This is a genomic window from Lentzea sp. NPDC051838 (assembly GCF_040681245.1).
GTDB lineage: Bacteria > Actinomycetota > Actinomycetes > Mycobacteriales > Pseudonocardiaceae > Lentzea.
On sequence record NZ_JBFAYI010000001.1, the window covers coordinates 792,888 to 815,992 of the forward strand.

Sequence of the window (23,105 nt, forward strand, 5' to 3'; positions counted from 1 at the left end):
CGCCCATGCCGGGCGCGGCCACCTCCGGGGTTCGGCGGGTGGCAGGGGCCCGCCGAACCCCGTCCAAGCGAGGGGAGTCGTCACGTGCAGGAACAGCTGCGCGGACGCCATGGGGAGCTTGCCGCACTGCGCGCCGCGTTCGAGGCCTCGGCCTCCCGCGGACGGCTCGCGGTGGTGCGCGGCGAGCCGGGGAGCGGACGCTCCGAACTGCTGAGGCAGGCCGCGCTGATGTGGCGCGCGGAGGGCGTGACCGTCGTCAGCCACCGCCCCAGATCGCGCGCGGTCGTGCTGATCGACGACGCGGACCAGCTGCCCGATCCCGTCCTCACGACGTCCGTCATGCGCATGCCCGGCTGCCTCGTGGTCGCGGTGTGCGAGGACCACGCGGAACTGGCCGAGCTCGCGGACGTCGTCATCGACCTGCCAACGTTGTCACCCGACGTCGTCACCGAGCTGATCACGACCCGCGACCCGCTCGACCACAGCGTCGTCGAAGCGCTCAGGACCGCGCTCGGACCGCTCTACGGCAACCCCGGCACCGTCCTCTCGACGCTGAACGAGCTCAACCTGACGTGGGTCGGCGACCGCCTCTTCGTCGCCGGCGACCGGATCAGCCTGCCGAAGCACCACCGGCTGCTGGAGCACGTCCAGGGGCTCGCCCACAAGGTCGCGCTGCTGTGCGTCGTCCGTCAGGGCATCGAGGTCACGGATCTCAAGCTGCTCAAGGAAAACCTCCAGGACTGCGGCCGAGCGCTGGACGACCTCGTCGAACGGGGCTTGCTCACCAAAGACCTCAAGGTTCTCTGCCCGGCGCTCGCCAACGCGATCATCGACCAGAGCGGCGAGGACGAGGTGCGCCGCATGCACGTCGCCCTCGCCGCCGACACCGCCGACCCGGACCTCGTCGCACTGGCCGGCCCGGATCTGCCCGACGCGCCCCGCAAGGCCCGCTGGCTCGCAGACCGCGCGTTCGACATCCAGGCCACCGACCCGGAACGCGCCGGTCGCTGGCTCGCCGCCGCGGTCAGGATGACCCAGGAACGCCCGTGCGGACGCCTCTACTTCCGCGCGCTCTCCGTCCTCGTCGCCACCGGCCAGGACGAGCTGATGCGCACCGTCCTCGCCGAGTGCACCACCGAGGACGCGAACACCGACGCCGTCCGGATGTTGTTGCTGCTCAACGGAGAAGACGACGACACCAGGGGTGGGCCGGCCGTGGCGCTCGCCCGGTGGTGGATCGGCGGACCTCCGGACTGGACGCCGCTGCCGATGAGGACGAGCGACGACGAAGCCGTCGTCACCAACGCCGAGCTGAACGCGATCTACCACGCGTTGCGCTCGGACGTGCAGGCCTGCCGCACGGCGCTGAGGTTCGTCCGCGACGAGCAAGCGCGGGAACGCTTCGACGACATCATCGAAGCGAGCACGGCCGGAGACGTCGCGACGGTCCTGGAACTCGTTCTGGGTTCGCGCTACCGCACTCCGGACCACGGCCCGTTGAGGCTCTACCAACGCATGGTCCGCGACTACGCCAAAGCGGACTTCACGTCCGCGCTGCAGACCGTGCGCCAGCTGGAGCTCACGAAACGACCGATGCCCGCCCACCACCACGGCCGGATCCTCGCCGCCGCAATGCATTCCGCGCGCGGCGAGCACCGCCAGGCGTTCGCCTGGCTCGCGAAGGTCAGCCGAGCGGTGCGCTACGCGCCGACGCGCGCCATGGTCGAGTGCAGCCTGTTGCACCGCGCGGGCGACTCCCAGACCGCGGTCAACCTCGCCTGGCGCACGCTTCAGCGCGTCAAGCAGGCGGGCGTGCGGACGGGCACCAGCCGGTTGATGCTGCAGGCACTGCAGATCGCGATGAGGAACAACGACCTCGACATCGCGCGCGCGGTGATGACCGAGATCACCGAGCTGCACCGGTGGGGCGACTGCCGCTGCACGCTGCAGGTCCTGTTGCTGGCCAAGGGACTTCTCCACAACGACCCGGCGGAGGCGGCCAGAGGCGCCGACGTCGTGAGGAGCAGAGGACACCGCCCGGACCTGTTGTGGGCGTGCCACATCCTCGCCCAGTTCTGCGACGACCCGCGCCTGGTCGTGCGGGAGCTGCACGCCATCGAGAGAGAGGGCGGATCGTCCTTCCTGCTGCCCGCCAGGGTTTCCGCGCTGATGCGCAGGTTCGGCGTCGCCGCACCGCGCACCAAGCAGAGCCCAGGCGAGCTCACCGGCGTCGAACTGCGCATCGTCGAACTGGTGCGCGCCGGGCAGACGAACCGCCAGATCGCCACGGAGCTCGAGACGAGCGAGAAGGCCGTCGAGCACCACCTGACCCGCCTGTTCCTGCGCACCGGCGTCCGGTCGCGCGTGGAACTGGCCGCCGCGAGCCTCGCAGGCAGGCTCGATGATCGAGGAGCCACCGGATGACGGGAACTCTGGACCACACCGACACCCCCACTTCGAACCTGATCGCCAGAGATGACGCACACACGAGCGTGGTGTGGCCGCTGTTGTCGGGGACCACGCGGCTGGTGCTGGTCACCGGGCCCGCGGGCATCGGCCGCACCGCGCTCCTCAACGAGGTCCGGGACACGCTCGAACATCAGCGTGTGCGCACAGCAGACGTGCCACTGCTGCGCGCCGACCGCAACCGCCCCCAGGCTGTGGTCGCCCGTGTGCGTGAGGAACTCGCACGGTGGTCACGGCCGCCGGTGCTGTTCCTCGACGACCTTCATCGCCTCAACCACGACGTGCTGCGCGCGCTCCTCGACGCGTTGCCCCAACTGGCAACGTGTGTCGTCGGTAGCTACCGCACGCCCGTGCGTCTCGAACACACCGATCTCGCCGACGCGCTGAAAACCAGCGCGCTCACCGAGATCGTGCCTCTCACGCCGTTGAACAGGTCCGAGGTCAGCCTCATGTTCACCGGCCTGCTCAACGTGTCCGCGGACCCGGACCTCGCACGCCGGCTGCACAAGGACAGCCGCGGCGTGCCCGGTCTGGTCGATCTCGCCGTCGACGGCTACCTGCGCGGCGGCGCGCTGCGGATCATCGACCGCACCGCCTACCTGGTCGACGAACCGCGCGGCACCGGCCACCGTCATCCCGCCGTCGAACGGATCCGGCTGCTCGGTGAGGCCGCGTGGCAGACCGCCAAGGCCATGGCGATCCTGCACCCGCTCGGACCGGCCGCCGAACAACTCCTCGGCGACACCCGCGGGCTGCCCGAACTGGAGGCCGAAGGCGTGCTGACCAGGCACGACGACGGCTATCGGTTCCGTGCGCCCGTGCTCGCCCATGCGCTGGCGGCCAGCCTCGGCCCGTACGAGCGGCACGACCTCGGATGGCGTGCGGTGAGCGCGATCTGGGAGGGCAGGGCGTTCTGCGCGAACCCCAGCTACCTTCCGGACCGGCTGATCGACGCGGGTGGGTTCGCCGACGCGGAGAAGGCCTGCAACCAGCTCCTCGCCGCGGGCAAAGCCGTGGTCCTGCACGACCCGTCGGCACGACGTTGGCTGCGCGCCGCCGCCGATCGGGCCACGACCCCGACGCAGCAGGCCGAGGCGTTGTTCATGCACGCCGTCGCCTGTGCGTCGCACAACGACTTCGTGAGCGCGATGGCGAGCGTCGAGGCGGCGCTGGAGCTGCCGGACGAGTTCACGCCGGACCAGATGCAGGAGATGCACCTCATCCGGCTCGTGGGCATGTGTGCGGCGGGGGACAGGGCCGCACTGCGCAAGGTCGCTGACGGCAGTTGGCGTTCTCTGCCCGGTGGCACGGCCGCGCGGTTCATCGGCCGTGCGGTGGCCATGTGCTACACAGACCGATGGGACGAAGCGGCGACGTTGCTCGCCAGCACGCGTGGCATGTGGCGGCTCGGCAACGCGGCGACGGTGACGTTCGGCGAGTTGTTCGGCATGAGCGCGGCGCTGATGTCCGGGCGGATGGCCGACTTCGAACGCGTCGTGAGCGATCCTGGTCTGTGCCCGCTGTTCGCTGCCGACCGGAACCGGCCGGCACTGCAGGCCGCGATGGCACGCTGCCTGATGCTCGCGGGGGAGATGAAGCGAGCGCAACGGATGCTCGTCGGCCAGAAGCTCGAAGCCGCCGACCTCGCGCTGCTGCAAGCCGCGGACGGCCGGTGGGACGAAGCGCTCGGCCACGCGCGCAAGGCCTTGGTCACCGGTTCGACGCTCGGCCAGGTCGCGGCACACACAGCGCTGGCGCACGACCTCGCCACCATGCTCGTCACACGGGCGAAGCTCGCCCGTGCGCGCGAGGTCATCGCTGACGCGCGCGCGGGCCAGAACGTCCTGCCGCACCTGCTCGACGTACCGGAGTCCGATCTCGAACTGGTGCTGGGCGCGCGCGACAAGAGCCGCCGTGCGTTGCAGCGCGGGCTCGCGTTCGCCTCTCAGTACGCAATCGTGATCGGCACCGACGAGCTGGAGATGCGGCTCGCCGTGATGTCGCTGGAGGACGGCGATCGCGAGGACGCCGAGTTCCGCGTCGAACGGCTGGCGGACATCGCCGAGACCATGGACACCGGCCGTGCGCACCGCAACCACCTGCTTGCCCGCGCGGTGACGTGGCACGACAAGCAGGCGGCCGCCGAGGTGCGCAGGATCGTCACCGAACGGGATCAGCCGCACGAGATCGCGCTGACGTTGACCGCGTTGGCGTCGCACGGGCTCGGTGACGCGCGGACGCTCCGCGAGGCCTACGAGCTGTTCGGGATCATGGACGCGTTGCTGCCTCGCGCGCTGCTGCGGCACATGATGCGCGAGCATGGCGTCGCGGTGCCGGGGCGGTCGGCGACGACGGCCGAGCAGGAACGGCTGCTCGCGTGCCTGGTCGCGGAAGGGCTGACGAACCGCGAGCTGGCGGGGGTGCTGAGGACGACGGAGAAGAGCGTCGAGGCGAAGCTGACGCGGTTGTTCCAGCGCACCGGCTATCGGTCACGGGTGGAGCTGGCCACGGCGATGCTCACGGGTGAGTACCACTGACGAGCGCGTCCACCACCACGGACGCCGGTTCGGAGAGGTTCAGCCACGCGACGACGACGCAATGCTTCTGCCGCGGACGCACTCGTAGAGTTCGCACGCCCTGAGGAACGGGCGCTGCGAGAGACTCCGGCAACGTCGTGATGCCGGCGCCGGACGCCACGAGCTGAAGCTTGGCCATCCAGTCGCGGGCCATGTGCGCGACGGCCTGGCGTTCGTCCAGGCCCGGCCACACCCCGAGGCCAGGTGGTGGCGACGCTATCCACGCCCAGTCGCGCAGATCTGCCACGTCGACAAAGTCCCTGTGTGCCAACGGATGCGTTGACGGCACGGCGAGCAGCAGCTCTTGTTCGTCGAGCACCTTGACCCGCAGTGCGGGCGTCTCGTCGTCGAGCGGGGACGGAGAGGCGAGCACCGCGAGATCAACGGTTCTGGCTCGCAAGGCGCGCGTGAGAGAGGCAGTGGTGCCCTCGCGCGTGGTGACGGTCAACGCCGGATGACTGCGCCTCAACGCGGCTAATGCCGACGGAACGAGGGAGCCGCCCGCGCTCGCGAACCAGCCGAGCCGCACGGTGCCCGCGGTGGCCGGGAGTCCGGACAACTCCCGGCTGGCCGCGTCGAGCTGTGCGAGCACCAAACCCGCGTGGCGCAGCAGCACGTGACCGGTATCGGTCAGTTGCACGCCATCGCGCTGACGGTCGAGCAACGGCGCGCGCACGACCCGTTCGAGAGCGGCGATCTGCCGGGACACCGCGGACTGCGTGTAACCCAGCGCGGAGGCCGCCGAGCTCAGCGTCCCGCGCTCGGCCACCTCCTGGAACACCCGCAACGACACCAGCGGAACCGCCGTGAGATCCATGCGGTCATGGATACCGGATCACCCTCGGTTGTTGAGGAACCGTGCGACCAGCCACACTCCGTCCGAGGTGTTCCCGATCACCGTGCGAGTGATGCCCGAGTCGGGCTCGTGCACCGTCTTGAACGACACCCCGGCGTCCTGCCCGACCAACTGGACCTGGTGCCTCGACCCGTGCAGCCAGAAGCCGAGGCCGTAGCGGAGCTTGTCCTCGGGGATCTCGCTGTGCGGCCTGACCATCTCCGCGACCCACTTCTCCGACACGATCCGTCCGTCGAAGAACGCCTTCCAGAGCGCGCTGACGTCGGCCGCCGTCGTGTAGATGCCGCCGTCACCGCCACCGCGGATCGGCAGGTGGAACACGTTGGTGCGCCACTCGCCGTCCTTCGGCAGGTAGCCGATGGCGGTGCGTTCGCCGAGCGAGTCGGACCGCAGGAAGTCGGTGTCCTTCAGGCCCGCCGGCTTGCAGACCCGCTCCAGCACCAGGTCCTGGTACGGCACACCGCTCGCCCGTTGCGCGATGATCGACAGCACGACGTAGCCGCCGTTGTTGTACGCCCACCGGGTGCCGGGCGCGAACTTCTGCGGGAAACCGCCGAGGATCGGCAGGTACTGCTCGACGTCGAGCAGGTTCTGCGCGGGGATCGACAGGAAGTAGTCGTTGAGGTCGGTGAAGACCTCTTCGTCGTAGTAGTCACCGATACCGGACCTGTGCGCGAGGAGGTGCCCGACGGTGACCTCGTCGTCGATCAACGGCAGGTCGTCGCCGAGCAGCGAACGCACCTTCGTGTCGTAGTCCAGGGTGCCGTCCTCGATCAGGCTCACCACGGCCAGCGCGGTGAAACCCTTGCCGCCACTGGCGATCGCGAACCTGGTGTCGACGGTGTTCGCGATGTTGTAGCCGCGGTGCGCGAGCCCGTACGCCTTCTCGAAGAGCTGCCCGTCCTCCTCCACCCGGACCACACCGGTGAAGTCGTTGGCACGGGCGATCTCGTCCAGCTCATCTTCCATGTGGCGACCGTGGCACGGCAGTAGTCCGGAAAGCGCGTTCTTTTCCGTTACGGGTGATAGCGGCCGGCGATCTCGGTGATCTCCCCGCTCCAGTTGAAGGTCAGGCGCGGCGCGTACGGCGGGGATTTCATCGCCAGGAACTCCTCCCGGCTGCACTCGACCGCGCCCAGCCCGTTCCACGACAGGTCGAGCCCGCTCGTCGGGGGTGACGAGCAGCCGAGCGCGGTGCGGATCACCACGTCGTCGGCGAGCTTCGACACGTGCGGCTGCCCAGGCAGTTCGAAGACGTAGGAGTTGTTCTCCTCCGTGTGCCGCGCCTCGCCTTCGACCCACTCCACGGTGCCGTCGGGATGGATCGCGGTGATCACCGTCGTCCACTCCGTTGTCGTCGTCTGCCACACCACGACACCCGCGACCACCGCCACCACGGTCCCGGCCGCCCACACCCAACGCCTCATGCCGATCTTGACGCCTTGCTCGGGTCGGTGGTTGCGCGGCCTGTATTATCACGACCGTGCTAAATAATGGGGGGATCGTATGACACTGGGACTGGTGGCCGCGCTGGCCGGGCTGGCGCTGCTCGACTCGACGAGCATCGGGACGTTGTTCATCCCGATCTGGCTCATGCTCACGCCGGGCCGGCTGAAACTCGGCAGGTTCGGTGTCTACCTCGGCACGATCACCGTCTTCTACTTCGGTGTCGGCGTGTTGATCGTGCTGGGCGCGTCGCAGGTGATCGGGCACCTCGACAGCAGGATCGCGCTGTGGGTCCAGCTGGTGATCGGCGTGTTCCTGTTCGCGATCAGCTTCCGGTTCGACAGCAAGAAACAGACCAACACGGGGAAGTGGCAGCAGCGGATCAACGCCAACGGCTCCGTGGCCGCGCTGGCGGGCATCGCGGTGCTCGCCGGTGTCGTCGAGCTCGCGACGATGCTGCCGTACCTCGGCGCGATCGGGATGATGAGCGCCGCCGACCTGAGCGCACCGCAGATCGGGCTGCTGCTCGCCGGATACTGCCTGGTCATGATCGTGCCGGCGGTGGTTCTGCTCGGGGGCAGGCTGGCGTTGCGCGCGAAGATCGAGCCGTTGCTGAGTCGCATCAGCACGTGGTTCGCGGAGAAGGGCGCCGGCATGACCGGCTGGATTCTCGGCATCGCCGGGTTCCTGGTGGCGCGCGATGCCATCGCTCGGCTGTTCCTGATGTGAACCATTTGGTCCAACTGGCTGAACGACCGCGTTTCGTTTTTCTTCTACACTCGCGAGGATGACTGGGCTGGACGATCCCCGCAGATCGGTCCCGCGGGAGCTGGCGCCGTTGCTCCGAATGGAAGTCGCGCCGGTCTCGGTGAGCATTTTCGAAGCGATCGAGAAATCGATTCCGGAATACGGCCAGTTCAGGGACAACGTCGTCGACGGCATTCGACAGGCGTTGGTGAAGTTCGTCGACAGGATCGCCGAACCGGAGTCGGAGCCCGATCCGCACGACGACATCCACCGCAAGCTCGGGGCGTGGGAGTTCAAGTCCGGCCGCAGCCTCGACAGCCTGCAGGCGGCGTACCGGATCGGCGCGCGGGTGGCGTGGCGGCACGTGTGCGGGTTCGCCGAGCAGCGGGAACTGTCGCTGCGCCTGATGTCGGTGCTGGGCGAGGCGATGATCGCGCACGTCGACGAGCTGGTGAGCCTGTCGGTGGAGGGGTACGCGGCCGCCCAGGCGAGTGCGGCGGGCACGCTGGAACGCAAGCGGCGCAAGCTGATGGAGCTGCTGGTCGGTGATCCGTCGAGCAACTGGCAGGCGGTGCTGGACGCGGCCGGCGCCGCGGCGTGGCCGATGCCGGACCGGCTGTGCGCGGTGGCGCTTGAGCCGTCTGCCGCACCGCCTGACGACCTGCCGCCGGACGTGCTGGTGAACTTCGAGGACGCCACGCCGTACCTGCTGGTGCCGAACCCGGTCGCGGTGACGCGCTGGATCCGTCGCGCGCTGCCGGGGTGGCGGGCGGCGATCGGGGTGCCGGTCGTGCCCGCCGAGGCGCCGAGGTCGCTGGCCAGCGCACGCCGGGTGCTGGCGCTGGCGCGGGAGAAGGTGCTGCCGGACCGGCCGGTGCTGGACTGCGCTGATCATCTGGTCGAGCTGACCGTGCTCGCGGACGAGTTCCTCGCCCGGCAGCTGGCCGAACGGGCGTTGGCGCCGTTGGCATCGTTGACAGACCGGCAACGCACGAAACTCGCGGAAACGCTCCTCGTCTGGCTGTCGGCACGCGGCGGCGCACCCGAGGTCGCCGCTCGGCTGCAGGTGCATCCGCAGACCGTTCGCTACCGGGTGAACCAGTTGGACGAACTCTTCGGCGACCGAATGCACGACGCCGAGGAGCGGTTCACGCTGGAGCTGGCACTGCGCGCGCACTATTTATTGGATCGCGACTGATAAATCGTCACGAGTCAATTCGTACGCAGGTGACAAAAGCGGGTTTTCTCTTGCATTGCGGAATCCGGGGTCGCTACTTTACTGGCGAGTAAACAAGACCCGCCTTCTTGCAGTTCAATGTCGTACTCATGGAGGTCCCTGCAGATGAAGACCCTCGCACGCGCCGCTGCCTGCGTTCTCGCCGCCGGAGCGCTGAGCGTCGTGACGGCCGTCCCCAGCTTCGCCGCGTCCGCGTCGCTGAACATCGCCTACTCCTGCAACTTCTCGATCATCGGTGCGCAGGACATGCCGACCACGGTCAGCTCGGCGGACCTGCCGGACTCCGCGACCGTCGGGGTGCCGACCGCGGTGTCCAACACCACGGTGAAGAGCACGGTGTCGGAGGACGCCACCACCACGCTGGGCTGGCTCGGCGCGAAGTCGGTGGACGGCACGATGACCAGCAACGTGCCGGTGACCAACGGCGGCGCCACCCAGACGCTGACGTCGGTGTCGACCATCCCGAACACGGCGGTGCCGTCCAGCGGCACGTTCGACGTGACGGCGACCGGCACGTTCCCGGCGATGACGCTGGCGAACGTCGGTTCGGCGACGATCTCGCTCGGCAACGCGACGCTCAAGCTGACGCCGCGCCAGGCCGACGGCTCGCCGACGTGGCTCGGCACGATCACCGTTCCGTGCACTGTCAAGGCCGGTCAGAACACGAGTTTCTACACTTTCCCGGTGTCGTAGCAGTACCGGTCCTGTGATGGGATCGGCGGCATGGAGCTCCAGCAACTGGTGGACTGCATCGCCGCCGAGGTCACGCCAGGAGGCGAGGCCGCCGACTACATCCCGGCGCTCGCCAGGATCGACCCGCACGCCTTCGGCCTCGCCGTCGCCACACTGGACGGCGAGGTCTTCGGCGCTGGGGAGTACCTGACGCCGTTCTCGATCCAGAGCATCTCGAAGGCGTTCATGCTGGCTCTGGCGCTGCACGCCTCTGACGACGTGTGGTCGCGCGTCGGCCGTGAGCCGTCGGGGTCGCCGTTCAACTCGCTGGTCCAACTGGAGAGCGAGCAGGGCATCCCGCGCAACCCGTTCATCAACGCCGGTGCTCTGGTCGTCACCGACCATCTGGGGCTGGGTGCGTCCGACCGGCTGTTGGCCTTCTTGCGCGCGGAGAGCGGCAACGGTGCGATCGACGTCGATCCCGAGGTCGCCAAGTCCGAACTGGACCACTCCGATCGCAACCGCGCGCTGGCCCACTTCATGGCCTCGTACGGCAACATGCGCCACTCCGTCGACGTGGTGCTGCACGAGTACGTACGGCAGTGTTCGATCGCGATGAGCTGCGCGGATCTTGCTCGCGCCACGCTGTTCCTGGCCCGTCATGGCGTCCGTAACGACGGCACGCGGCTGTTGGGCGTCAGTGGGGCCAAGCGCGTCAACGCCGTGATGCTCACCTGCGGCACCTACGACGCGGCCGGTCAGTTCGCCTACCGGGTCGGGTTGCCGGGCAAGAGCGGTGTCGGGGGCGGGATCGTCGCCGTCGTGCCCGGGAAGTGCGCGATCTGCGTGTGGGGTCCGGGCTTGGACGGGCGCGGGAACTCCGTGGCGGGCTTGGACGCCTTGGACCGATTCACCACTCTCACAGGCTGGTCGGTGTTCTGACTGGTGGTAGGAAGACCATGTGAGCACAACGGGGAACGCACTGGCGCTGGCAGAAGAAGAGGCAGTCACCCTGGTCAGCGAGCTGATCAGGATCGACACCACGAACACGGGTGATCCCGCGACGCTGGTGGGGGAGCGCGAGGCCGCCGAGTGGGTGGCGGAGAAGCTGTCCGAGGTCGGGTACGAGACCACGTACGTCGAGTCTGGTGCTCGCGGCCGTGGCAACGTGATCGCGCGGCTCGCCGGGGCGGATCCGAGTCGTGGCGCGTTGCTCGTGCACGGTCACCTCGACGTCGTGCCCGCGGACGCTTCCGAGTGGTCGGTGCACCCGTTCTCCGGCGCTGTGCAGGACGGGTACGTGTGGGGGCGCGGCGCGGTCGACATGAAGGACATGGTCGGCATGACGCTGGCCCTGGCCCGGCACTTCAAGCGGGAGAACATCGTCCCGCCGCGCGACATCGTGTTCGCGTTCCTCGCCGACGAGGAAGCCGGCGGTCTGTTCGGCGCGAAGTGGCTGGTGGAGAACCGGCCCGAGCTGTTCGAGGGCGTGACCGAGGCGATCTCCGAGGTCGGCGGGTTCTCGATCACGCTGAAGGACGACGTCCGCGCCTACCTCGTCGAGACCGCGGAGAAGGGCATCCGCTGGCTCAAGCTGCGGGTCAAGGGCACCGCGGGTCACGGCAGCATGATCCACCACGACAACGCGGTGGCGAAGCTGGCCGCCGCGGTCACCAAGCTGGACCAGCACAAGTGGCCGCTGATCGTGCGGCCGTCGGTGCGCGAGTTCCTGGACGGCGTCACGGAGATCACCGGGCTCGACTTCCCCGAGGACGACCTCGAGGGTTCGCTCGGCAAGCTCGGCGCGTTGTCGCGGATGATCGGCGCGACGCTGCGGGACACGGCGAACCCGACGATGTTGTCCGCGGGCTACAAGGCGAACGTGATTCCGTCGACCGCCGAGGCGACGGTCGACTGCCGGATTCTGCCGGGCCGCGAGGAGGCGTTCGACCGCGAGCTCGCCGAGCTGCTCGGGCCGGACGTCGAGCGCGAGTGGGTCGGGTTGCCGCCGGTGGAGACGACGTTCGACGGGGCGTTGGTGGACGCGATGACGGCGTCGATCATCGCCGAGGACCCTGGTGCGCGCGTGCTGCCGTACATGCTGTCGGGTGGCACGGACGCGAAGTCGTTCCAGCAGCTCGGCATCCGCAACTTCGGCTTCTCGCCGTTGAAGCTGCCGCCGGACCTCGACTTCTCCGGCCTCTTCCACGGCGTGGACGAGCGCGTGCCGGTGGATGCACTTAGGTTCGGTGTGCGCGTTCTGGACCGTTTCCTTCGCAACAGCTGAGGAGTGCGTTGTGTCCACTGTGGATCTGACAGGCCGGGTCGCGTTGGTGACGGGCGGCGCGGGCGGAATCGGCGCGGCGGTGGTGCGCCGCCTCGCCCGGCTCGGGGCCTCGGTGGCCGTGCTGGACCTCGATGCCGCAGGGGCACAACGCATCGCTTCCGCGGTCGGCGGGATCGCGGTGGTCGGTGACGTCACGGACCCCGACGTGATGCCCGCGGTGGTCGCGCAGGTGGAGAAGGAGTTCGGGCGGCTCGACATCGTGCACCTGAACGCCGGGATCGGTGGCGGGCAGGCCGGGGTCGACGACGCGCTGGACGTCGCGCGGTACCGCAAGCTCGTCGGGGTCAACGTCGACCACGTCGTCTACGGGTTGTGTGCGGCGGTGCCGGCGTTGCGGCGTGCCGGGGGCGGGAAGATCGTGATCACGTCGTCGCTGGCCGGGCTGGCGGCGATGCCTTCGGATCCGTTGTACACACTCACGAAGCACGCGGTCGTCGGGTACGTGCGGGCTGCCGGGAAGGCGCTGGCCGCGGACGGGATCGTGGTGGCCGCGTTGTGTCCTGGGTTCGTGGACACGTTGCTGCTCGGGGCGGCGAAGGAGGAGTTCGTCGCGGTCTCGTTCCCGTTGCTGACGCCCACGGACATCGCGGACGCGTTGGAGTCGGTGATCGCGGAGGCCGAGCCGGGGGAGGCGTGGATCATCCAGGCGGGCGGGAAGGCTTCGGCGTATCAGTTCCGCGGGGTGCCAGGGGTCGGGCAGATGCCACCCGATGTGGTGCTCGGGCGAGCGTGATAACCGGTTCCGTGTTGTCTCGTTAGGACAATCAGACGACACGGCGAAGGGAATCCGATGGTGCGGCTGGAGGACGGGACCGAGCTCAACGTGGTGCGCGCGGGTGATCCCGAGGCACCGGTGACGGTCGTGCTGGCACACGGCTACGCGCTCGACCACCGCAGCTGGCACAAGGTCGTGGCCGCGCTGAGCGAGGAGTTCCAGGTCATCGCGTACGACCACCGCGGGCACGGGAAGTCGGGCGGTGCCACCAAGGAGACGGCCACGATCGAGCAGCTCGGCGACGACCTGGGGGAGCTGATCGAACGCGCGGTCCCGCAGGGGCAGGTCGTGATCGCCGGGCATTCGATGGGTGGCATGGCGGCGCTCGCGATGGCCGAGCGCAGGCCGCGGCTGTTCCGGCAACGGGTGCTGGGCAACGTGTTCGTGTCGACGGCGGCGAGCGGGCGTTCGGAGACCTCGCTGGCGTGGCCGAAGGCGGTCGGGAAGCTCGTCCGGGAGCTCGAAAGGGCGTTCGGGCCGATCGTGCGCGCGGTGCGGGAGAGGATCGAGCCGACCAAGACCGCGGGGTTGCGGTGGTGGCTGTTCGGTGACCAGCCGGACGAGCAGGACGTCGAGCTGACCGCGGACATGGTGTGGGGGCAGTGGCCCGAGACGGTCGCGCTGTTCCGGCCCGCCGTCGACCGGTACGACCGCGAGGCCGGGCTGACCGTGGCCAAGGAGAAGGCCGTGGTCGCGGTGGTGGGGGACGAGGACCGGCTCGTGCCGGAGTCGGACGCGATCAAGTTCGGTGGTACGGCGGTCGTTTTGACCGATGCAGGGCATATGCTCCCCTTGGAACGGCCTGCTGAGCTCGCGAACCTGATCCGCGAGGTGGCCGCCAAGGCATAGCTGGGGGGCTGGTGCTGCAGTACCTGGAACCGCGGACGGACGTGCCCGCGAAACACGACTGGTCCACCGGCCTGATCCTGCAGGAGTTAGGCCTGGTGCGCGGCACGTTGTCGGTGATCGCGCTGGTGTCGGCTGCCGGCATCGTGGGCTGCCTGTTCCTGCCGATGACGATGGGCAACATCGCGGCGATCGTGGTGTTGTCGCTGCTGGCACTGGTCGGCGCGATCGGTCCGGTGATGCACCGCGTCCAGACGTTGCCGCTGCGCAGGGGACTGCTGGAGCAGCCGTGGCGGCGATGCCGGGCGACTCTCGTGGACAACCCCGACGACAAGTACGCCACCTACGTGCGGTTGCCGGACGTCGTGCTCGAGAGCTTCATGACCGACGACGCGCGGGACGTGGTGCGCGACCGCGGTGAGATCTTCATCTGCGGTCCGAACGAGAACGGCAAGGCGGTCGTGCGGGCCGCGGGACTCGCCGAGACGGCGAACGCCAAGGTCGCGCGCCCGGCCGCGTTCGTGGACCGGGAGCCGGTCGAGCCGCACGAGATCGGACGTCCGCTCGCCGACCCGGCGGTGCTCAAGGCGTTCTCGGGACTGGTGGCGGGCACGCGCGCGACGCTCGGGGCGACCATCCCGGCCGTGATCGGCGCGGTGATCGTGCTGATGAGCCTGTGGCCGATCGCGCCGGCCGGGCTCGTCGTCGGCGGCCTGGTCCTGGTCCTGTCGCTGCTCCTGCTGCCGTCGCTGATCGAACTGAGCCGCTGGTACCGCGACGCCGTCAAGGGCGTGCACGCCGCGCAGGCCTGGACGCCGGTGCCGGTCACGTTGTTCCCGTGGAAGCCGGGCACCCTCGTCGCGGGCCTCGCCACCATGCAGGGCGGCAGGCTCGCCCTGGTCCAGTTCGTCGACCCGAACCTGCACGTCATCGCCAACATCGCCCACACCGGCACGATGTGGATCGCCGGGATGCACGACGACGTGATCGCCGTCGGGGTGCCTGCACTGCCGGTGCTGACGATCGCGGCGGTCCAACCTGACAGCGACACACCGAAAGAGGCACCTGTCCCGTGGATCCAACGCCTTCGCCAGCCGGACTTCAGCGGGCTGCCCCGGTGATCAGGTACCTGGAACCGCGGACGGACGTGCCCGCCAAGGACGACTGGTCGACCCGTCTGGCGCTCGTGGGCATCCGCATCGGCCTGGAGGACCGCGTCAGGGTTCTGATCACGGCGGTGCTGTTCGTCGTCACCTTCGCCGTGCCGGCGACGTCCGGCAACTTCGTGGCGAGGGTCGTCCTGGGTGTGTCGTTGGTGATGTACGTGCCGATGTTCCTGGTGAACCGCGGGGTGAAGCGAGCGGTGCGGCGGGGGCTGCTGGACCAGCCGTGGCGGCGAGTGCCGGCGGCGGACGAGCGGGAGGTCTTCGTCTGCGGCCCGGACGCGGAAGGCCGCGCGCTGGTGCGGGCACCCGGCTGGACGTCGATGCGCAAGGTCCAGGGTGACGCGGGGGAGTACCCCGCTCTCGACCAGGTGGAGCCCGCGCTCGACCGTCCTGGCGACGAGAAGGGGATCCAGGACGTGCTCAGGCTGAGCCGTCAGCTGGGGCCGTTCCGCTGGGTGTTGATGGCGATCAGCGCCGGGATCTTCTGGTTGCTGGTGTCGACGAGCCTGTCACCACTCGCGCCGACGGGCCTGCTCGCGGCCGCGCTGTGGTTGCCGGGAGTGCTCGGCGTCCCCGCTGTGGTCGAGTCGGGCTGGCGCGAACGCGCGCTCGCCAAGGCGGTGGCGGGCTCGGAGCAGTGGACTCCCGTGCCGATGACGTTGTTCCGGTGGCAGCGCGGGTACTACGTCGCCGGCATCGCGGACCTTCCCGATGGACCGGCCTTGGTGCGGTTCCCGCAGCCGCCACCAGACCTGATCGCGAACATCGCCGCCACCGAGGTGATGTGGATCGCCGGCACGCACAAGGGAGTCCTCGCCGTGGGCGTGCCGGGAATGAACGTGCTGACCTTCGCCGTCGTGCGACCGGGCAGGGCCGACCGGCGCAGCGACCCCATGCCGTGGTGGCGGCGCTACCGGCAGCCGGACTTCAGCGCCCTCCCCGGCTGACCGGGGAGGGGCGAGCGGGCAGCAGTTAGACGGGGGAGCGGCGGGCGCGGCCGGGCGGTCGGCCGAAGAGGCGCACGTGCTCGCCGACCAGCCAGTCCTTCAGCGGCGCCCACTCCGGGTGGTGGTTGAGCACCAGGAGCCGGTGCATCCACCAGTTCGGGTCGTCGTGGCGGGGGAACGCGGCGAGCCACGCGGCCCGCTCGTCCTCCGTCAGGCCCCACAGGTGGGCCAGCTGGCCCTGGGCGTCGGTGTCGAGCGACGCGGTGACCTTGCCGTCCTCGGTGTGCCATTCGGCGCGTAGTTCGCGCAGCACGGTGAGGGCTTGTTCGTCGCCTTCGTCAGCGGTGACGACGACTGTGTGCAGGCCCTGCGCCGCGGCTTCGGCGAGCAGGGCTCTGACGGACGTTTCGTCGTGCGGCAGTGCGCTGTGCGCGACCCCGACTTCATGCGGCACGAGCTCCATGACACCGAATCTGATCACATCGGCAACTAGTTCGGAGAATTTTATTGCTTCAGTGTTGACTGAAGGCTCACCTTCGCCCAACTTGGGCGCGCAGTTGCACAGACGTTGTTGTACGACGAACCCGCATCGACACCACACAACGTTTTCGCACTACAAATGGCGTCGAGAGGAACGGTGAGGGTGTTGTTCAGCAAAGAGGCCTCGGCTCGACGCCGGGGAAGTACTGCTCCCAGTGTTGATTGGACAGGTGCGCCGTCGTAGTGGCGCACACGCGGGCTGCGGTCGCCTCGACGTCGATGTCCCAGACGCGGACGGTGCGGTCCGCGCCGGCCGTCGCCAGGGTGTGGTTGTCCGGTGCGAAGGCCACGCCCCACACCCGTTCCGCGTGGCCGTGCAGCACTGCTCGCAACTGGGGGTTGCGAGCATCGCGCACGTCCCACACGCGGACCAGGTCGTCGGTCGTGCCGGCCGCGATCATGGTGCCGTCGGGGGAGAAGGCGAGGCGCTGCAGCGGCCCGCCGTCGTTCGGCAGGGTGCCGAGCTTGCGGGGCTGGGCGGGGTCGCTGATGTCGTAGAGCGCGCCGCTGTTGCCCGTGTTGGCGAACGCCAGGACGTTGCCGTGGATGACGACGGTCATGACCTCCTCGCGCCCGGCCTGGCCACCGCGGCGGATCGGGTTCGGGTTGTCGTCGGTGCGCAACGCCGGGTACGCGCGGGGCGAGGCGGGGTTGCTGACGTCCCACAGCTGCAGCTCGTGGCTGCCGTTCGCGACGACGATGGTGCGGTCGTCCTGGGAGAACTCGACCTGCCACACGGTGTAGGTCTTCGGCACGGCGAAGCTGCCCGCCTTCACCGGGTGCGCGGGGTCCTCGACGTTCCAGAGGCCGAGCACGCCGGTGTCCTCGGAGACGGCGAGCATCTTGCCGTCGTGGCTGAAGGTCGCGGCGACGATCGGGTTGCTGCCGCTGATCGCCCGGCTGAGCTCGCGGGGTTTGTTGCGGTCGGTGACGTCCCACAGGACGTTGCCCGCCATCGTCGCCCCGAACACGACGTCCTGTTCGGGGTGGACGTCGACGGTGAGCGCCTCGTCGTCCGGCGTGAGCTTGGGCAGGGTGGAGATCTCCTGGGCGTGGCGGTCGTCGGGACGCCACAGCTTGATGGTGCCGTCGGAGGAGACGCTGGCGAAGTAGCGGCCGCGCTTGTCGTAGTCGAGCTTCCAGACCGTCCACGTGTGGTGCGCGTAGTTGAGGTTGGCGAGGTCGAGCACACGAACCTCGGCGTCGGTGGTGGCGGTGACCAGCTGCCGGGAGTCGGGGCTGAACGCGACCGACCAGAGGGTGTCGGTGTGGCCGGCCAGCGCCGTGACGGGCCGGAGCTTCGCGGGGTCGGTGACGTCCCAGATCTGGGTGGTCTTGTCGCCGCCGCCGCTCGCGAGGAACTTCCCGTCGGGGGAGAAGGCCATGGTGTGGATGGAGAGGTTGCGGTTCGTGGCCTCGGCGAGCTTCGTCGGGGCGCGCGGGTTGCTCACGTCCCACAGCACGACGTCGCCGTTGTCAGCGCCGGTCGCGATGATGCGGCCGTTGGGGTGGAAGGCGACGCCGTCGGACTCGAAGGTGCCGGGGGCGGGGTCGACCGCGGAGAGCTGCTCGCCGGTCGCGAGGTCCCACAGCTTGACCGTGCCGTCCCAGGACGAGGACGCGATCAGGGTGCCCGCTCGGTTGAGCGAGATGCTGTGCACCACGTCGCCGTGCGCCTGGATGGTGCGCACGAGGGTGGCGGGGCCGGAGATGTTCCAGACCCGGATGGTCTTGTCCTGGCCGCTGCTGACGAGCGTGCGGCCGTCCGGGGTGAACTGGACGGCCTGGACCTGGCCCTCGTGGCCGGTGATGCGGGCCTTCTCGATGGGGCGGGCAGGGTTGGAGACGTCGAAGAGGCGGATGAGGCCGTCCCAGCCCGCCGCGGCGACGGTGCGGCTGTCCGGGCTGAACGCCATGCCGTGGGTGGCGTCGTCGCCGGAGTGGACGCGGCCGAGCTCGGCGGGGTGGTGGGGGTCGGCCATGTCCCAGAGGATCAGCTGCTTGTCGTCGGCGACCGTGGCCATGGTCTTGCCGTCGGGGCTGAACATCGCGAACGCGGTGGCATCCGCGTGGCCTTTGACGAGGGTCACCTGGGGTGCGGCGAAGGTGCTGAGCAGGCTGTCGCGCGCGACCGGCAGGCCGGTCAGGCGGTAGGCGGCGAGGCGGAGCTGGCTCGCGAGGCCGGGGTCGCGGTCCTGCAGGCTGTCGGCGTCGGCGATCGCTTTCTGGGCGAGCGCGATGGTGCGTTGTTCGGTGGTCTGGCGTTGCGCGCGCACGGCGAACACGGTGGCGGTGGTGGCCACGAGCAGCAGCGCGGCGAGCAGGGCGACGACGCGGCGCAGGGTGGTGGTGCGGCGCTTCTCGGTGGCGAGGTCCTGCTGTGCGGCGGCCTTGCTGGCGTCGAGGAACGCCTGCTCGGCGGCGTTCAGCGCGCCGGGTTCCCTGGCTGCCCAGCCGCTCGCCTGGACGAGCGGGACGCCCCGGTAGAGCGAGCCGGGGTCGCGGTCGTGCGCTTCCCAGTCGGCGGCCGCGGCGGTGAGCCTGCGGTGCACGCGCATGTCCTCGCGTGCCTCGGCGAGCCAGTCCTTGAGGCGGGGCCAGCCGCGGATGACGGCTTCGTGGCTGATCTCGACGCTGTCGTCGTCGACGGTGAGGATGCGCGCGTTCGCGAGGTGCTCGACGACCTCGTCCGCCGCGAGCTCCTCCCTCTTGACGTGCCGTTTGGTGTCCTCGGTGCCGTCGCCGGGGTTGATCAGGCGCAGGAACACTTGGCGCGCTTGGGTTTGCTGCTCTTCGTCGAGGCTCGTGAACGCGTTCTCGGCGGTGTTGGCGATGGCACGGGCGATGCCGCCGCTCTCGTGGTAGCTGGTGAGCGTGAGGGTGTTGCCGCGTTTGCGTTGCCACGTCTCGAGAAGCGCGTGGCTGACGTGGGGGAGGACGCCGGGTTCGCCGGTGGCGTCCGCGATGAGCCGCGCCACGAGGCCGGTTTCGAGCGCGCAGCCGACCTCGACGGCGGGCTGCGTGATGGCGCGGCGCAGCTCGTCCGTGGTCATGGGGCCGACCAGGACCTGGGCGTCCTCGACGGCGCTGACGAGGTCGGGGTAGCGGGCGCAGTGGCCGTAGAAGTCGGCGCGCATGCCGATGACGGTCCGGCCCTCGCGCTGCGTCAGTTCGGCGATGAATTCGTCGCGGTGGGGGAGCGCGAAGATCTCCTCGAACTGGTCGACGACGAGCAGTTCGGCCTGGGGGAGCGTGTCGTGGGTGCCCGGAGTGATCAGCTCGCCTTCTTCGCGGGCCAGCAGACCGGCCCTGAGCAGCGAGGACTTGCCTGAGCCCGAGGCGCCGACGACCAGCACGGTCTGGTGGTGCTCGAGCTTGGCCAGGAGCTTGCCGAGGAGTTTCTCCCGCCCGAAGAAGCGGTCGGCGTCCTGCTCGGTGAACGCCTTCAGGCCGACGTAGGGGGAGTCGGGGCCGGGCGCCTCGCCGTCCTGCTCGCCGATCTCACGCCAGCGCTGTTCCCACGCTTCCTCGTCGCCGCCGCACGCGCGGACGAACGCGAGCGCCACCGCCAGGCTGGGGAGGCGCTGGCCGCGGGCGGCGTCGGCGAGGGTGCTGGCGGAGTAGTGGCTGAGCTTGCCGAGCTCGCGGTAGCCGGGGGAGCCGGCTTTCTCGCGGAGTTTGCGGAGGTCGAAGGCGAACTGTTCGACAGGCCCGGCGAAGGGGTCGAGCGGTCGTTCCGGGCGAGGCATGACAGGGATTCTTCCATCCGCTCTCAGATCGTCATGCTCTATAGCTTCAGTGTTGACTGAAGTACGCTATCAACCTGTACTCGGTGTCGCCTGGCAGGAGCAGCGTCTCGAACGCCAGGAGACGAGGGCCCCAGCGTTCGGTGCCGGTGGTGGGAGGGAGCGAAGATGCTGCTTCGTACCTGGTGGTGAACGGTGCGCCGGCCGTGATGGACAGTTCGAAGGCGAGGGCCGTCGCGGCGTGGTCGCCGAGGTCGGCGGCGGCTCGCAGGGATGCCGCGCGGTCGTTCGCGATCTGCGGCCAGTCGGGGTAGAGGGCTTTGGCCTCGGTGCTGAAGGCGAAGCGGACGAGGTTCGGTTCGTCGTCGAGGCCGGAGATCTGCCGGAACCGTTCGGTGCTGGCGAGAACGTCGCTGGTCGCGTTGAGCACGCAAGCCGCGGTGGGTTCGAGGGCTTCGAGCATCTTCAGGACGGTCGGGCGCAGCGGCGAGGGAGCGGGTGGTGCGCAGGTCTGGTCCGCCTTGATCAACCTGTACAGGTGGACGCGCTCGTCCGCGGTGAGGTCGAGGGCCTCGGCGAGGGAGGTGAGGACCTGGCCGGAGGGGGAGCGGTCGGTGCCGCGTTCGAGGCGGGTCAGGTACTCGACGCTGATGCCCGCGCGGTCCGCGAGCTCGCCTCTTCTGAGCCCTGGGGTGCGGCGGCGGTGCCGGTCCGGTGGTGGGGTGGCTTCGCGGCGGGCGCGCAGGAACCGGCCCAGTGCGTTGTCGGCCATGATCGCCGAGTTTAGAGGGGCCCTGAGCCGGTCTCCCTGTCGTGCGGGGGAGCGGGTGATGCTGTGGATCATGCGATACCGACTGTTCGGGCAGACCGGCTTGCGGGTCTCGGAGTTGTTGCTGGGCACGATGACGTTGCGTTCTGCGGAGTCGGCGCGCGCTGTTCTCGACGTGTACGCCGACGCCGGCGGGAACTTCCTCGACACCGCTTCGGCATACGGGGAGAGCGAGGAGATTCTGGGGGCGGTGCTGCGGCGGCGCGATCGGTTCGTGCTGGCGACGAAGTACTCGTTGTCGCGGGATGCGGACGATCCGAACGCGGGCGGGAACCACCGCAAGAACCTGGTGTTGTCGTTGGAGCAGTCGTTGCGACGGCTGCGCACGGACTACGTGGACGTGCTGTGGGTGCACTTGTGGGATCGGCACACGCCGGCAGAGGAGACCATGCGCGCGTTGGACGACGTCGTGCGTGCGGGGAAGGTTCTGTACGTGGGGGTCTCCGATGCGCCGGCGTGGTTCGTGGCGCGGGCGAACACGCTGGCCGAGTGGCGGGGGTGGACGTCGTTCGCGGGGTTGCAGGTGCCGTACAGCCTGCTGCAGCGCGATGTGGAGCGTGAGTTGTTGCCGATGGCTGACGCGTTGGGGATGAGTGTGGCGGCGTGGGGTCCGTTGGCCGCGGGGAAGCTGTCCGGGGGCACAGTTCGCGCGGGGAAGCTGACGGCGCGGGAGGAGGCCGTGGCGCTGGCCGTGCGGGAGGTCGCGGGTGAGCTGGGCGCGACGCCGGCTCAGGTGGCTCTGGCGTGGGTGCGCCGGGGTGGGGCGCTGCCGTTGGTGGGCGCGCGGACGCCGGGGCAGGTGGCGGACTGCCTGGGCGAGGTTGATCTGCCGCCGGAAGCGGTCGCGCGCCTGTCGGCGGCGGCCCCGTTCGTGCGGGGCTTTCCGGCGGACTTCATCGCGGAGTGCGAGCCCTCCGCGTTCGGGTCGGGCGTTGTCGTCAGGTGATCAGGCCTGGCAACAGTGCGGGCTGGCGTTTGCGACGGAGCCAGACCTTGCGGGAGCCGTCGCCGTAGAGCAGCGTGCGGGACAGTTCCCAGCCCGCGAACTCGGCGTGGATGGCCAGCTGCGTGGTCGCGGTGCGGCGGGAGATGCCGGGCGGCAGACGCAGTGGCCGGTACTCCCAGTCCCCGTCGATCACCCCTTCGTTCATGGCGAGATCACCTGTATCCCTCCGTTGTCGCCGGACGTGACGGTGACGCGTCCGGATTCCTGGTCGACGCTGACCGTGTTGGGCTGACGCACGGTGGAGAACCGGTACTTCTCGGCCGGTTCGCCTGCAGCGACGTTGAGGCCGACGACCTCGTTGCGCTCGGTGAGCGTGATCCACGCGATGTCGCGCTTGGCGTCGTAGGCGATGCCGTAAGGGCTGCCGGGGACGGGGTAGCGCTGGCGCATGATCAGCGGGTTGATGCTGAACGCGATGAACTCGCCGCCGCGGGTGTCGACGACGAGGAGCCGGCCGTAGCGGTCCGCGACGGCGTTGGTGGCGCCGTCACCGGCCCTCAGGCCCGCGCCGCGGGTTTCGGCGCCCTTGTCGTCCTTGGTCATCTCGAACACCGCGCTGCGGAGCCGGTCGAGCTCGACGTCCTTGCCGTTGACCTGGAACTTCAGCGTGGTGCCGCCGTCTTGGAACGTGCCGCCGGGCTTGATCTCGCCGGGCGGGGTGCCGTTCTGGGCGGGGGAGTGGGCGGGTTTGGCGGCTTCGAGCGTTTCCGCGACCTGGAGCGGATCCTGTGACCCCTCGCTCTGCCCGCACGCGGTCAGCGTGGCGGTGGTCAAGATCAGAGCAGCGAGCCGGCGCAAGATCGGTTCCTCCTGAGGTACGTCGTGGTCTACCAGCATCCACGACGTTCGGTCGGAGGTCACGCAAGGGGTGGTGTGAAACCCGTTCGGCCCTGTTTGGTAGTT

General features: G+C 69.4%; 20 protein-coding genes. 12 read left to right on the plus strand and 8 right to left on the minus strand.

What is annotated here, in order from left to right; genetic code table 11:
- Nucleotides 1-84 precede the first annotated feature (84 nt).
- On the plus strand, nt 85-2,424 hold the full coding sequence (locus AB0M24_RS03440) for a LuxR family transcriptional regulator (protein WP_363760384.1): 2,340 nt from the start codon (nt 85-87) through the stop codon (nt 2,422-2,424).
- The gene (locus AB0M24_RS03445; protein WP_363760387.1) at nt 2,421-5,003 is read left to right on the plus strand and encodes a LuxR C-terminal-related transcriptional regulator; all 2,583 of its coding nucleotides are present in this window, start codon (nt 2,421-2,423) and stop codon (nt 5,001-5,003) included. The genes AB0M24_RS03440 and AB0M24_RS03445 overlap by 4 nt, the downstream gene beginning before the upstream one ends.
- Here the strand turns inward: AB0M24_RS03445 and AB0M24_RS03450 are convergent.
- Genes AB0M24_RS03450 through AB0M24_RS03460 form a run of 3 tightly spaced genes read right to left on the minus strand, consistent with a single transcriptional unit; the run spans nt 4,984 to nt 7,325 of the window.
- Nucleotides 4,984-5,859, minus strand: coding sequence for a LysR family transcriptional regulator (locus AB0M24_RS03450; RefSeq protein WP_363760390.1), 876 nt, complete (start codon nt 5,857-5,859; stop codon nt 4,984-4,986). The two genes, AB0M24_RS03445 and AB0M24_RS03450, sit on opposite strands and share 20 nt — an antisense overlap.
- Before the next feature lie 18 nt (nt 5,860-5,877).
- Nucleotides 5,878-6,867 (minus strand): serine hydrolase domain-containing protein, encoded by a 990-nt coding sequence (locus AB0M24_RS03455; protein WP_363760393.1) that lies wholly within the window; start codon nt 6,865-6,867, stop codon nt 5,878-5,880.
- 47 nt (nt 6,868-6,914) lie between these two features.
- Nucleotides 6,915-7,325 carry a hypothetical protein gene (locus AB0M24_RS03460; RefSeq protein ID WP_363760396.1) on the minus strand — a complete coding sequence of 137 codons (411 nt, stop codon included), beginning with the start codon at nt 7,323-7,325 and terminating at the stop codon, nt 6,915-6,917.
- 79 nt (nt 7,326-7,404) lie between these two features.
- Between AB0M24_RS03460 and AB0M24_RS03465 the strand changes: the two genes are divergently transcribed.
- From AB0M24_RS03465 to AB0M24_RS03505, 9 genes are all read left to right on the plus strand, one after another.
- On the plus strand, nt 7,405-8,073 hold the full coding sequence (locus tag AB0M24_RS03465) for a GAP family protein (RefSeq protein ID WP_363760399.1): 669 nt from the start codon (nt 7,405-7,407) through the stop codon (nt 8,071-8,073).
- Nucleotides 8,074-8,131: 58 nt separating this feature from the next.
- A complete protein-coding gene (locus tag AB0M24_RS03470; protein ID WP_363760402.1) occupies nt 8,132-9,289 on the plus strand; it encodes a helix-turn-helix domain-containing protein in 1,158 nt (385 codons plus the stop codon).
- Nucleotides 9,290-9,433: 144 nt separating this feature from the next.
- Nucleotides 9,434-10,021, plus strand: coding sequence for a DUF6801 domain-containing protein (locus tag AB0M24_RS03475; protein ID WP_363760405.1), 588 nt, complete (start codon nt 9,434-9,436; stop codon nt 10,019-10,021).
- Nucleotides 10,022-10,051: 30 nt separating this feature from the next.
- A complete protein-coding gene (locus AB0M24_RS03480; protein WP_363760408.1) occupies nt 10,052-10,942 on the plus strand; it encodes a glutaminase in 891 nt (296 codons plus the stop codon).
- Between the two features lie 19 nt (nt 10,943-10,961).
- Nucleotides 10,962-12,287: a M20/M25/M40 family metallo-hydrolase gene (locus AB0M24_RS03485; protein WP_363760411.1), complete on the plus strand. Its 1,326-nt coding sequence runs from the start codon at nt 10,962-10,964 to the stop codon at nt 12,285-12,287.
- Between the two features lie 10 nt (nt 12,288-12,297).
- Complete coding sequence (locus tag AB0M24_RS03490; protein WP_363760414.1) at nt 12,298-13,080, plus strand: SDR family NAD(P)-dependent oxidoreductase; 783 nt, start codon at nt 12,298-12,300, stop codon at nt 13,078-13,080.
- Nucleotides 13,081-13,137: 57 nt separating this feature from the next.
- Nucleotides 13,138-13,971, plus strand: a complete 834-nt coding sequence (locus tag AB0M24_RS03495) for an alpha/beta hydrolase (RefSeq protein WP_363760417.1) — start codon at nt 13,138-13,140, stop codon at nt 13,969-13,971.
- An 11-nt stretch (nt 13,972-13,982) separates the two neighbouring features.
- Nucleotides 13,983-15,089, plus strand: a complete 1,107-nt coding sequence (locus tag AB0M24_RS03500) for a hypothetical protein (protein WP_363760420.1) — start codon at nt 13,983-13,985, stop codon at nt 15,087-15,089.
- Nucleotides 15,086-16,081 carry a hypothetical protein gene (locus AB0M24_RS03505; protein ID WP_363760423.1) on the plus strand — a complete coding sequence of 332 codons (996 nt, stop codon included), beginning with the start codon at nt 15,086-15,088 and terminating at the stop codon, nt 16,079-16,081. The genes AB0M24_RS03500 and AB0M24_RS03505 overlap by 4 nt, the downstream gene beginning before the upstream one ends.
- Nucleotides 16,082-16,106: 25 nt before the next feature.
- Here AB0M24_RS03505 and AB0M24_RS03510 read toward each other — a convergent pair whose 3' ends face one another.
- The 3 genes from AB0M24_RS03510 to AB0M24_RS03520 all read right to left on the minus strand — a co-directional run bounded on the left by AB0M24_RS03510 (nt 16,107) and on the right by AB0M24_RS03520 (nt 21,139).
- Nucleotides 16,107-16,544 carry a hypothetical protein gene (locus AB0M24_RS03510; RefSeq protein ID WP_363760426.1) on the minus strand — a complete coding sequence of 146 codons (438 nt, stop codon included), beginning with the start codon at nt 16,542-16,544 and terminating at the stop codon, nt 16,107-16,109.
- Nucleotides 16,545-16,731: 187 nt separating this feature from the next.
- On the minus strand, nt 16,732-20,370 hold the full coding sequence (locus tag AB0M24_RS03515; protein ID WP_363760429.1) for a hypothetical protein: 3,639 nt from the start codon (nt 20,368-20,370) through the stop codon (nt 16,732-16,734).
- Nucleotides 20,371-20,416: 46 nt separating this feature from the next.
- Nucleotides 20,417-21,139 (minus strand): helix-turn-helix transcriptional regulator, encoded by a 723-nt coding sequence (locus AB0M24_RS03520; protein ID WP_363760432.1) that lies wholly within the window; start codon nt 21,137-21,139, stop codon nt 20,417-20,419.
- A 70-nt stretch (nt 21,140-21,209) separates the two neighbouring features.
- Here AB0M24_RS03520 and AB0M24_RS03525 point away from each other — a divergent pair, with 70 nt between their 5' ends.
- Entirely contained in the window at nt 21,210-22,142 is a 933-nt protein-coding gene (locus AB0M24_RS03525; protein ID WP_363760435.1) for an aldo/keto reductase, read from the plus strand.
- Here the strand turns inward: AB0M24_RS03525 and AB0M24_RS03530 are convergent.
- Together AB0M24_RS03530 and AB0M24_RS03535 are read right to left on the minus strand one after the other, a co-directional pair.
- A complete protein-coding gene (locus AB0M24_RS03530; protein WP_030465938.1) occupies nt 22,135-22,347 on the minus strand; it encodes a DUF5703 family protein in 213 nt (70 codons plus the stop codon). The two genes, AB0M24_RS03525 and AB0M24_RS03530, sit on opposite strands and share 8 nt — an antisense overlap.
- Complete coding sequence (locus AB0M24_RS03535) at nt 22,344-23,063, minus strand: hypothetical protein (RefSeq protein WP_363760439.1); 720 nt, start codon at nt 23,061-23,063, stop codon at nt 22,344-22,346. Before AB0M24_RS03535 ends, AB0M24_RS03530 begins: the two co-directional genes overlap by 4 nt.
- Between the last annotated feature and the right edge of the window lie 42 nt (nt 23,064-23,105).